The organism is Mesorhizobium sp. IMUNJ 23232, assembly GCF_044326205.1.
GTDB lineage: Bacteria > Pseudomonadota > Alphaproteobacteria > Rhizobiales > Rhizobiaceae > Kumtagia.
The window spans coordinates 192,307-205,092 of sequence record NZ_JBIRCY010000005.1 but is presented as its reverse complement, the minus strand read 5'-3'; the positions used below and the strand labels follow the sequence as shown (position 1 = coordinate 205,092).

Genomic DNA, 12,786 nt, shown 5'->3' with positions numbered 1-12,786 from the left:
GTTCCCCAGCGGTCAAGTCGGGTTCCCCTGCGGACAAGACGGGGCGGTGACGCGAGGTTAACACGGCGCCCATAGCGAGTGCCGGTTCCCTGTCCCTGAAGTGGGCGGACCCGCGCCCGTATCCACCAACCGGGCATGACCGTCCCGCTCCCTTGTCGGCGCGGCGCGGCGCCCCATTGTCAAGAGGTAGACTCCAATGACTGTCACCAGCACCTATACCCGTAACGTCATCAAGTCCGAGTTCCAGGCCAACAGTTTCGAAACCGGCAACCAGCTTCTGCCTGACGTCACCGGCCTGTCGAATGGCGGCTTCGCCGTCGCCTACAACAACGGCAACATCAATGACGGAGAAGTCGTAGTCGACTTCTACGATGCTGCCCACGAGCCTGTCGGGGCGTTCCACATTCCTTATGAAAATGGAACCATGGCCGTTGGCCAGCCTCAGGTGATCGAACTCTCCAACGGCAACGTTCTGGTGACCTGGGTCGACGCCGAATCGCCTATTGCGTACACCAAAGGCCACCTGTTCCAGGCAGACGGCACGCCGATCGGCTCCGAGATCGCGATCGATCCCGTCGGCAGCGACATCCAGGTTACGGCGCTTGCAGGCGGCGGCTTTGTCGTGACCGATACCAGGGCCGACAATGTCTGGCAGACCGTCTTCGACGACGCCGGCGACGAAGTCAGCGCCAGCGCCATGGTCAACGATATCCTGCTGCCTGGAACCCAGAACGACAGCGCTGTCGCGGCGCTGAGCACCGGCGGCTACGTCGTCACCTACACCGACACCAACCCGGCCGACCAGGTTCTGCATGCCCGTATCTACAACGCCAACGGCACGACGAAGGTGAATGACTTCGCCCTCGACAGCATCGGCGACAACACGGAAGCCAAGGTGGTCGGCCTGAAGGACGGCAACTGGGCGGTGGTCTACACGGACAACGGCTGGGGCGGCGCCGACGCCGGCAATTCCGCGATCACGCTGAAGGTCTTCAACGGCAACGGCAACGGCCTCACCGGCTACATCCGGGTCAACACCCCGTCCAGCCAGGCCGAGGTCGAGCCGGATGTCACGATGCTGGAGAATGGCTTCATCGCGGTCACCTGGACCAAGCAGATCAGCTTCACCGACTTCAACGTGCAGGGCCGTGTCTATACGCCGGCGGGCGTCGCCGTGACCGACGAGTTCACGCTCAGCCTCGGCTCCAGCGACGACAGCAACTCCTCCGTCGCCGGCCTGCTCAACGGCAAGTTCGGCGCCGTCTGGTTCGACAATACGCCCGACTCCAACGGCACGAGCCTCAGCGCGGCGATCAACGAGATCGTGCGCACCACCGTTGGCGACGCAGCCGACGACAATTTCACCGGCGACGAACTGAAGGATATCGTGACCGGAAACGGCGGCGAAGACATCCTGCACGGCGAAGGCGGCGACGACCATCTTGTCGGCGGCGCCCAGAACGATTCTATGTATGGAGGAGATGGAAACGATACGCTGGAAGGTGGGACGGGATACGACGACTTATATGGCGGGGCTGGCAACGACCTCTATATCGTGGACGACCTGGCAGATAGCATAGGTGAGGACTTCGGAAACGGCACCAAAGACAAGGTGCTCACGAGTTCCAATTTTGTGCTGACATTCGGCACTGACATTGAGTTCCTCGCAGCCATCGATCAAGCCGCGACAACGGCGATCAACCTGACAGGCAACAAACTGAGCCAGGAGATTACCGGCAACAACGGCGACAATCTGCTGCACGATGGCGGCGGCATAGAAGCCGACACGCTGAAAGGCCTGGGTGGCGATGATACCTACCGCGTCTACCATTCCGGCGACATCGTCATTGAGGGCGCTGCGGAGGGCTTGGCGGATAAAGTCGTGTCGGCGGTGGATTTCACGCTCGGAAAGGGCGCCTACGTCGAGATTATGACGACGAACGGCTCTGCCGGCCTGTCGAACATCGATCTCACCGGCAACGTGTTCGCGCAGGACATATATGGCAATGCTGGATCGAACGTCCTGCACGATGGCGGCACGGGTGCTGCCGACATGCTGAAAGGCCTTGAGGGCAACGACACCTACCGCATCTACAACTCCGGTGACATTGTGGTTGAGATCCAGGCGCAAGGTGCCGCCGACAAGGTGATGGCGGCGGTCGACTACACCCTCGGCAAGGGTGTCTATGTCGAACAGCTCTTCACCAACGGTTCGGCGGGCGTCTCTGCCATCGACCTGACCGGCAACGAGATCGGCCAGGAGGTCAGGGGCAACGCCGGCGCCAACCGCATCGACGGCAAGGGTGGCCTCGACACGCTGAACGGCGGCAGCGGCGCCGATACCTTCGTCTTCTCCTCGGCGCTCGGCGCAGGCAATGTCGATACGCTCGGTGACTTCAGCGCCGCCGCCGACACGATCGAGCTTGAGAACGCGATCTTCGGCAAGCTTGCGGCAACCGGGGCGCTGGCGGCGGGCAACTTCCGGGCAAACGCCTCCGGCGTGGCGGTCGATGCCAACGACTACATCGTCTACGAGACCGACACCGGAAAACTGTTCTACGACGCCGACGGCAACGGCGCCGGCGCGGCGATCCAGTTCGCACTGATCACCGGCAATCCGGCGATCACCGCGGCGGATTTCGTGGTGGCGTAAATCCCGCCCACCGGCGAATCTTCGTTGAACACCGTCCGCGGCAGGCCGAAAGGCTTGCCGCGGATTTGCTTGCAGGGGTGTCCAACACCATGCTCGGCAGCAGCTTGCAGCGACCAGCGCCCATCTGGCCATGACTTGGGACACGCGGCAAGCGCATCGAGAACACGCCCTCCTCCAGATCATGAAACAGGGTTCGAAACGGAAATTGGTTTCGCCGAACTCAATTCGAAACAGAGCGAAACTAAACGGGCGTTATCAACGCACCGGCACGCACAGCTTGCCAGAACGCCTTTGCCACTTTCTTCAAAGCTCAGGGCGCATGGCAGGTTCTTCGTTCGTCGAAACCGCTCGGGGGAGCATAAGGGGGAAAAGCGTCGCGTCAGCCTGAATGACGAGGCGCACGGCAATTGAGCCGTTTCCCGCGGAAAACAAGACAAACACGCCTACGCGCCTATCAAACCTAGCAATCGAGAGCGCCATCCAACCGGGATCAAGCCCCGTCTGCGGAGTCGCTCGTCCGCGACAATTCCGGAACCACGTCGCCGCGCCAGCACGCGCCGACGTTCCCATCATCTCGTTAAGGACACTGACCCATGGCCATAACCAGCAATTACATCAACACCCCCATCGAAGAGTTCCAGGCCAATAGCTTCCTGGCAGGAAACCAGCTCCTCCCCCATGTCACCGGCCTCGCCAATGGCGGTTTCGCCGTCGCCTATCACAGCGGCACAGTCGACACCGGCTCGCTCCAGGTGGATTTCTATGACGCCGCAGAAGTACTCATCGGAACATTCCGCACGCCGTCTGTCGGGCCCACCACCGTGGTGGGCCAGCCGCAGGTCGTTCAGTTGGAAAACGGCAACGTTGTCGTCGCCTGGCATGATTCGAGTGAAGGTTTCAGAGCGCGTATTTATACGGAGGCCGGCGCCGAGGTCAGTCAGGAGCTGGCTTTTTCGTTCGACGGGAGTGCCGAAAACCTTCAGCTCTCCCCGCTTAGCGGCGGCGGATTCGTTGCTGCGTACGATTTCGGCGACCATACCTACCAGGGCCGCTTCAACGAAAATGGCGGATTTCTCGGCGGCGGGTACTTCCAGGTCGACACGGGTTCAGTCAATGCGCATGACAGCACCGTGGCCGCGCTAAGTGGCGGCGGTTATGTCGTCACCTATACCGACACAAATCCCGCCGACCAGACGATCCACGCCCGCATCTACAATGCCGACGGCTCCACCAAGGTAGCTGATTTCGTCGCCGCCACCTCCGGCGACAACACCCAGGCGCAAGCGGTTGGCCTTGGCGACGACCGCTGGGCCATCGTCTACAAGGACACCGGCTGGCAGGGCGCCGACGCCGGCAACTCCGGCATTACCCTGCAGATCTTCGATGGCAACGGCCTCAACGTTACGCCCGATCTCTACCAGCACGTCAACGCGCCGTCGGCCTATGTGGAAAGCGATCCCGATATCAGCGTTCTCGAAAACGGCTTCATCGTCGTCACCTGGACGAAGCAGTACAGCGCCACCGACCACGACATCATGGCTCGCGTCTATACGCCGGCGGGCGTCGCGGTGACCGACGAATTCACCATCACCGCCTCCGGCAACCTCGACACGAACCCCACGATCGCCGGGCTGCTGTCCGGAAAATTCGTCGCCGCCTGGCAGGACAACAGCACTGACGACGATGGCGGCCAGATCTCGGCCGAGATCAACGAGATCACCCGCGTCACCACCGGCGACGATCTGGACAATGCCTTCGGCGGTGACGCCTTGCGCGACGATATCGCCGGGCTTGGCGGCAAGGATATCTTGAGCGGTTTAGGCGGCAACGACCTCATCAATGGCGGCGACGGCAACGACACCCTGTATGGCGGCGACGGCAGCGACCAACTGTTTGGCGGCAACGAGGACGACATCATCTATGGCGGTGACGGCAACGACCGCTTGTCCGGCGGCGACGACAAGAACACGCTCCATGGCGGCGCCGGCGACGACACCTATCTCATCGGGAACGGCGCCGACACGATCGTCGAGATGGCCAACGAGGGCACGGCCGACCGTATCGAGACGCTGGTCGACTATACGCTGGCCGAAGGCGCCAACATCGAGATCCTCACCACAACCCTGGCGGCTGGCGTTCTGGATCTCAAGCTCGTCGGCAACAGCGACGACAACCACATCATGGGCAACTACGGCGACAACATCATCGAAGGCAAGGGCGGCGTCGACACCCTCTCAGGCCTGATGGGCGACGACATCTACATCGTCGACAACGCCGCCGATGTGGTCATCGAGCTTGCCGGCGACGGGTCGGACCGCGTCCTGGCGCGCGTCGACTACACGCTCGCCAAGAACGTCGAGGTCGAGTTGTTCACCACCACCAACGCTTCCGGCAATGCGGCGATCGATCTCACCGGCAATGCCCTTGCCCAGGAGATCATCGGCAACGTCGCTCAGAACACGCTGAAGGACGGCGGCGGTGCCGGCGACACGCTGCGCGGCATGGCCGGCGACGATATCTATCTCGTCTACAGCGCCGATACCGTGGTCGTCGAAGGCTCGACGCAGGGCGTGGCCGACAAGATCCTGTCAAACGTCGATTTCACGCTGGGCGCCGGCGTCTATGTCGAACAGCTCGCCACCACCAACAGCAACGGCAACGCGTCAATCGACCTCGCGGGTGACGACCTTGCCCAGACGATTACCGGCAACGCCGGCGAAAACATCCTGAAGGACGGCGGCGGCGCGGCTGACGTGCTGAAGGGCCTCGCCGGCGACGACACCTACCTCGTCTACGCCTCCGGCACCGAGATCGTCGAGGGCGCCGGCCAAGGCACGGACGACAAGGTGCTGGTCAACGTCGATTTCGTGCTGGCGTCCAGCGCGCAGGTCGAGCACCTGGCCACCACAAGCGGCGCGGGCAAGGCCATCATCGATCTTACGGGCAACAGCTTCGCCCAGGACATCACCGGCAACGCCACTTCCAACCGCATCGACGGCAAGGGCGGCCTTGACACGCTGAACGGGCTGGGCGGCACGGACACCTTCGTCTTCTCCGCAACGATCGGCGCGACCAACATCGACACGATCGCCGACTTCAGCGCGGCAGCCGATACGATCGAACTGGAGAACGCGATCTTCACCAAGCTGACGGCAACCGGTGCGCTGGCGGTGGGCAACTTCCGCGCAAACGCCTCGGGCGTGGCCGTCGATGCCAACGACCACATCGTCTACGAGACGGATACCGGGAAGCTGTTCTACGACGCCGACGGCAACGGCGCCGGAACGGCGATTCAGTTCGCTCAACTCAGCGGCAACCCCGTGCTTACCGCGGCGGACTTCGTGGTGGCCTAGATCCTAGGGGCCGGTGGCAACGCCGGCCCCGTCTCTTTATCGTGGGAAGATTTCCGCCTGTTTCGACGTTGGTCATGGAGCAGGCGTAGAGGAGTGAACTGCCGGGGCTTGCGGATCCGGCACGAAACGCCCTCGATCGGCTGCCGGACACAACAAGCCGACCCTGTCGCGACTGGCGGCAATCGATCTATGAGAACACTCGAGGCTCGGATGATCTCACGTCGTCGTTTCTTCGTATCAGTTTCCGGTTCACGTCAACGTCGCCCGTGTGCAACTGTGCCGCGTGTGCCGTGAACATGCTCCGCAGCATCGGTTGCGCATAGAAGGGCTAACGAGAGCTATCCCATGGATGGAACCGTCAACGACGACGACCTCGACGGCACGACAGGCGCCGACACGATTTCGGGCAGTGACGGCAACGACACCATCTCAGGCGGCGACGGCGACGACACGCTCTACGGCCATAGCGTCGCCGATCTCAATCCCGCCTCCGGGAACATCCAGGCCACTCTTCTCGCCAATATCGGCGCCGGCGCCACCTTCGTCACCGGTGCGCCCGGCGACGACGGTTTCGTCTATGCGCTTAAGAAGGACACGGGCGAGGTCCTGCGCATCAACACCACCACCGGCGCGCAGACCTCGTTCCTCGACATCCCCGACAGCCATCTGGCCAGCGGCTCGGAACGCGGCCTGCTCGGCCTCGCCTTCCATCCGGACTACGAGACCAACGGCCGCTTCTTCGTCTTCATCACCAATTCGTCGGGCAATCTCGAGGTACGTGAATATGCGCGCTCGGAGGGTGATCCGACCGTCGCCGACGCGGCGATCGTGCAAAGGATTATCACCGTCCCGCATCCCGGCCACGGCAATCACAATGGCGGCTTCCTCGGCTTCGGGCCTGACGGCAACCTCTACATCACCACAGGCGACGGCGGCGGTTCCAACGATCCCGACGGCAACGCCCAGAACCTGGATTCCCTGCTCGGCAAGATCCTTCGCGTCGACGTCAACGGCGACGATTTCGCCGCGGACACCACCCGCAACTACGCCATCCCGGACGACAACCCCTTCGCCGGCGCGACCGCCGGCGCCGACGAGATTTGGGCCTACGGCCTGCGCAATCCCTGGCGCATCAGCTTCGATTCCACCACCGGCGACCTCTACATCGGCGACGTCGGCCAGGGTGCGCGTGAAGAGGTGGATTTCGAGGCAGCCGGCGGTCCGGGCGGCGTCAACTATGGCTGGGATTTCCGTGAGGGCTCGATCCAGGGTCCGAGCCCGCCTCCCAACCCGCCCAATCTCACCGATCCCGTCTTCGACTACGAACATCCCTTCGGCGAGGCGATTACCGGCGGTTATGTCTATCACGGGCCGGGCGCCGGCCTGCAGGGCGCCTATTTCTTCGGCGACTACGTCACCAACCGGCTGATGACGCTGCGCGTCGTCGACGGCGAGGCGCAGGGTTTCATCGACCACACCGAACATGTGACCGGCGCGACGCTCGGCCACATCTCCTCCTTCGGCACCGACAATGCTGGCAATCTCTACGCCGTCATCCTGTCGGGCCAGATCTACCGGCTCACCCCCGGCGTCGCCGCCGGCGACGGCTCCGATGTGCTCGACGGCGGCGCCGGCAACGACAGCCTTTTCGGCGGCATGCGCGACGACGTGCTGATCGGCGGCAGCGGCGACGACACGATGACCGGCGGCGCCGACGACGACACCTATTTTGTCGACAGCCAGGGTGACGTGGTGGTCGAGATCGCTGGTGGCGGCACCGCCGATCTCGTCGCGACCACGGTCAGTTATGCGCTGGCCGCGGCCGCCCGCGTCGAGTTCCTGCGTACCACGTCCAACGATGGACTCGTCCCCATCGACCTCACCGGCAACGGATTCGCCCAGACCCTGGTCGGCAACGCCGGCGTCAACACGCTCAACGGCAAGGGCGGCGCCGATACCATGCAGGGTCTCGCCGGCAACGATTCCTATTTTGTCGACAACGCCGGCGACACGATCGTCGAGACCGTTGGCGGCGGCAATGACGTCGTCGCTGCAAGCATTAGCTACACGCTTGCAGCGGGGGCTGCGGTCGAGACACTGCGCACCACCTCCAATGGCGGAACGACCGCCATCAACCTGACCGGCAATACGCTGGCACAGGAAATAATGGGCAATGCCGGCGACAACACGCTGAAGGACGGCGGTGGCGCGAGCGATGTGCTGCGCGGTCTTGGCGGCAACGACACCTATTTGATCTACAGCGCCGCCACGACCATCCTCGAAACGTCAACGCAAGGCGCGATGGACCGCGCGCTGGTCAATGCCGACTACACACTGGGTTTCGGGGTCCATGTCGAATGGCTGGCCACGGCCAACGGCGCCGGCACGTCGAGTTTCGACCTCACCGGCAACGAGATCGGCCAGCAACTCGTCGGCAATGCCGGCGCCAACCGCATCGACGGCAATGGCGGTAGCGACGCGCTGTCGGGCCTCGCCGGCAAGGACATGTTTGTCTTTTCGTCGGCGTTGGCGGCCGGAAATGTCGACAGCATCACCGATTTCAGCACCGTCGACGACCGGATCGAACTGGAAAACGCCGTGTTCACGGCGTTGACGGCGACGGGCGTGCTCGCCAGTTCCGCCTTCCGCGCAAACACCACCGGCGCAGCGGAAGACACCAGCGACCGCATCATCTACGAGACCGACACCGGCAAGCTATTCTACGACGTGGACGGAACCGGCGCGACCGCCGGCATCCATTTCGCGACCCTGACAGCCAGCCTCAACCTCACCAACGCCGATTTCGTCGTGGCTTGAACCCGTCGTCGGCAGCGGTTGAATCGGCGTCCCGCGCTGGTTTTCTCAAGGACGCGAGCGATCCGCATGTGAAACCTTACGCCGTCGCGTCGTGTGCCCTGACCACCCGTTCCAGCAGCGGCACATAATCGCGAAAACTTTTGGTCTTCATACCGGCGACCTTGCCGCCCTCATCCCACAGCCGCACCCGCACCGCCTCGTCATGGAACGGATTCTTACGGAATTCGGCTACTTCCTCCGAATTCATCGGCCCGCCCTGCAACGACAGCGTGTGGACCGACGCATCCGACAATTTTCCGAAGTAGGTGGGGTCGGTCGCGCAGAGATAGCGCTTGGCAGCCACGTGCAGCCGCACGCATTCGACGATCACCGGCGGGAAGAACGGCTCAAGCAGCGCGCCGCCCGCCTCGTCATGATGTTTGTCCTCGACGTCATCAGGAGAATAGGTGCCGAACTCGCTGGTGAAATGGCCGATGTCGTGCAGCAGCGCCGCCGCCACCAGTTCCTCCGGCGCACCCTCCTGCTCGGCCAGCCAGGCGCCTTGCAGCATGTGCTCGGACACGGTCACCGGCTCACCCAGATAGGCGTCGGCACCGCGCCGCTCAAAAATGTCGGCAATAATTTCGACGATGGTTTCGGATGTGGGTGCGGTCTGGTTCATTCGGCGGCTTCCTTCACATTCTCCTGGAGAGCGGCAAGCGTCGACAGCAGCCCGTCCTTGTCGGCGTAGCAGCCCTGAAGCCAGCGTTTGCCCGAACCGGAAAACGCCCTGCGCGCATGCATCACACGCGTATTGTCGACGATGAAGGCCTGTCCGGCTTCGAGCTTGAACGACACTTCGAACGCCGGATCCTCGATCAGTTCGGCGAAGCGGCGATAGGCGCGGTAATAGGCCGACATATCGTCGAACGGCACGTCGACCACGGGCGCCAGCGAGCGGTTGTTGAAGCGGATGGCGATGAGTTCGCCGTCCGGCCCGAGTTCGATCATCGGCCGTTTCGAGCGCAGCCGCACACCAGCCGAGCCGGCATATTCAAACCGCGCAGGCCATGACGAGAGCAGCCGGAACCCCTCGGGATCCTCCTCCTGCAAGGCGGCCGCCACCGAGAACCCGTCGACGACGCTGGATTCACCGCCCTCCACCGTATTCTCGATGCAGGCGAGAACCTGCAGCGTCGGCACCGGGTCGCGGTACGGATTGTCGGTATGCGCCTGTAGCCCGAGATTGGTGTAGGCGAGATTGTTGGGATTGACCTCCGCCCGCACCTCGAACCAGCGCCCGTAGTTCGTTTCGCGGATATAACCAAAAAGGTCGACCACCTTGAGAAGCGCACCCGATTCCGCCGGCAGCCCGTCCATTACCGCGAACCCATAGCTATGGACCGCCGCCAGCCAGTCGCGCAGCACCGACGGATGAGAGGCAGCGGCGGCGAGACCGGCGCGCGGGATAGCGTTCTGCATGCTGGCGCGCGTCCAGCGGTGGATCGTTTCGTCCGTCCAGCCGGCTTGTTGCCGCACATCCCGATCATAGACATGCGCAGCCAGCCAGCCTGCCGGAAAGCGCACCGTCTTGTCCTCGGGCAGGAAATGCAGCGACAGATCGCCCGCCGCTATCGACACCTCGCCGATCCGCGTATCGGCCGGGATATCGAGGACGGTGATTAGTCGCTGGTTGTTGCCCGGGCTTCTGGTCCTGTCGTCCAGCGCGTTGTCGCGCAGCCACGCGGCATGGAACCGCGCGCTCGCGCCATCAGCCCAGGCGAGACGAATGATCTGCCCTTCGTCCTCGACGGTAACGTTCGTCAGCATGATGGCTTGCCCTCCGCGCTCGCTCGGGCTCGCATCCTGTCGGAAGCAGACCGACAAGACAAATAGTCATTTTATGATACCAGCGACCCCACGATCAAACCTAGGAATTTAAATGATCCGCGCTCGCTTTCACGCCAGCCGGACCTAGTGGACACATCGCTGTCGGCGGCAATCCTGTCGTGGCCTATGCGGCTATGACCGCAAGTTGCTCCTGGTGACCAGGCATAGCGCCTTCGAGAGCGCCGACAAGCAATTGCTCAAGATTGAGCAGTTGACGAGCACGACTCTGGCTTAGAAGGCTGACGTTTGGGTCATCCGGGCGAGCAGTCTGATATACATCACGATACATATACTCGACATAGGCGCGTGTCGGCTCGTCGACGATCCTCGGAATGACCATTGAATTTTTCGGATCAAGGCGTTCCATATTTCCCATCAGCAGACCATCTCCGGCGAACTTGTCCAATTTCCGGAGATTAAAATTTTCGCGCGATTGGGTTGTCATCTTGCTGTACGACATCCCCGCCAACTTCTGGACATAGGCATAGGTTTCCTTTTTCGGCCGGAGTGTACGGGAGAGCTCGATCGGCTTGCCCACGAAGTAGGTGACGATCGGACCGCTCGACGCGACGAGAAGCTGGCGACTGCCGTCCGGAGTTGGCAAGGTTGCGAGCCGCTTGTTGCCAATATGGGCGTAAGTATAATATCGAATAAGGTGAATCGCCAATGCTGGATCCAGATCCTTAATTCCAACAAAATTCTTGAATGTATCAACCTCGATGTCCAGATTTTCGATCTGATCGACAGGATAATCAGGCTTCCCTAGGAGGTTAGGCGCTTGAGCTGATATCATACCTCGCAAGATACCGCGGCGGCCAGGATCAGGGTCAGGTATAGTTCCGCTGTGTAACCTAGAAAAGAATGACAATGTTTGCTGCTGAAATTCAACATCATTCAAATACTGGGGAGTAAACTGAAGATTTCCAATAAAATATTCATACTGCAATATCTTTTCAGCATCCGTTCTAGCCTCTCTTACCCTGTCGACTGAGAGGTATCCTCTCTCAAGATTCGCTTGCAGAACAACCATATTTATTTTGGATATTGCGTCCATGTTCTGGCCGTGAAGAATGAGAGTACCTGAAAGATTCTTCTCCAGAAGTGCTACACTCGGCCCTCTGCTAAAGATAATATCTTTCCTCATCATTTCCGCTAGGATAGCGTTCGTTTTTGGAGAATTGGAATACTTGTCTGCGACGTGATCGACTTTGATTCCAAGTTTATCTGCAACCGCAAAAGCTCTATCCGGTCCATTTGCTCGATTGTGATCAACAGTGATCGCCTGGATATTCGCAGCCCCAAGCTTTTGACGCATCGACAGATATATGCTTAGCGAATCGACACCGCCCGAAAACATGATTGCGGGTTTTATCCCTCGACGCTTGCAATATGCAGCAATCGCACTGCTCACCTCATTCATGGCAGCTTCAAACGAAGCAGCAGGACCGAGTTCTCTCCCCTTCATTATGTAGCTGGAGTAACGAGTGAACTTGCCTTCCTCAAACTCGACGACTGACGCAGGAGGAAGGCGAAATATCTTGTCGAAAACAGTTCGAAACGGCAGTTGGTTGTAGGAATGCCTCGATGCATAGTTCAGGAAAAACCCTAAACCGAACGAGTCCATCCGTATGTCGCCCTGGAGTGCGCGCAGGATGGGCGAAAGCGTGGTCGCGGCTATCGATCCCTTGGGTCCGGTGTGAATATAGCCCCCACAATAGCCCGGAGCCGTCACAATACGGCAACGCTGAGGCGTCATGTCCACCAGCGCATAGTTGCCAATACCGAAGCGCGCCTGATTGGCGAGAAAGCCGTCGAGCGGCATCTCCTTGTAGAGGCCGATGACAGCATTCGGCTCGGCCTGGATTGTATCGCCATACAATCTCAACTCCGCCGGGCCATATCCGGCACGGGTCGCCCGCTGCTCAACGAGCAGTGCATCAACGGAAAGATTCATGTATCCCACCACAACGGAATTCCGAACACGGACACATAGCGAAGTTAGAGGCGACTGGCCATCCCAAATTGCCTGCCCGAGATATTAGACAAACCAGCAAGGGATACAGGTTGCCTCACAATGCACATCCCTGTAATGGC

6 protein-coding genes are annotated in these 12,786 nt (G+C 61.1%); 3 read left to right on the top strand and 3 right to left on the bottom strand.

The window, feature by feature from the left end:
• Nucleotides 1-196 precede the first annotated feature (196 nt).
• The 3 genes from ACH196_RS05775 (at nt 197) to ACH196_RS05765 (ending at nt 8,823) form a co-directional block, all read left to right on the top strand.
• Nucleotides 197-2,653 (top strand): calcium-binding protein, encoded by a 2,457-nt coding sequence (locus ACH196_RS05775; protein WP_396645692.1) that lies wholly within the window; start codon nt 197-199, stop codon nt 2,651-2,653.
• 593 nt (nt 2,654-3,246) lie between these two features.
• Entirely contained in the window at nt 3,247-6,006 is a 2,760-nt protein-coding gene (locus ACH196_RS05770) for a hypothetical protein (protein WP_396645689.1), read from the top strand.
• Nucleotides 6,007-6,351: 345 nt separating this feature from the next.
• A complete protein-coding gene (locus tag ACH196_RS05765; RefSeq protein ID WP_396645687.1) occupies nt 6,352-8,823 on the top strand; it encodes a PQQ-dependent sugar dehydrogenase in 2,472 nt (823 codons plus the stop codon).
• Nucleotides 8,824-8,899: 76 nt separating this feature from the next.
• Here the strand turns inward: ACH196_RS05765 and ACH196_RS05760 are convergent, their stop codons facing one another.
• From ACH196_RS05760 to ACH196_RS05750, 3 genes are all read right to left on the bottom strand, one after another.
• Complete coding sequence (locus tag ACH196_RS05760) at nt 8,900-9,484, bottom strand: HD domain-containing protein (protein WP_396645685.1); 585 nt, start codon at nt 9,482-9,484, stop codon at nt 8,900-8,902.
• Nucleotides 9,481-10,632 (bottom strand): gamma-butyrobetaine dioxygenase, encoded by a 1,152-nt coding sequence (locus ACH196_RS05755; protein WP_396645683.1) that lies wholly within the window; start codon nt 10,630-10,632, stop codon nt 9,481-9,483. The genes ACH196_RS05760 and ACH196_RS05755 overlap by 4 nt, the downstream gene beginning before the upstream one ends.
• Before the next feature lie 184 nt (nt 10,633-10,816).
• The gene (locus ACH196_RS05750) at nt 10,817-12,646 is read right to left on the bottom strand and encodes a hypothetical protein (protein ID WP_396645681.1); all 1,830 of its coding nucleotides are present in this window, start codon (nt 12,644-12,646) and stop codon (nt 10,817-10,819) included.
• Nucleotides 12,647-12,786: the final 140 nt, after the last annotated feature.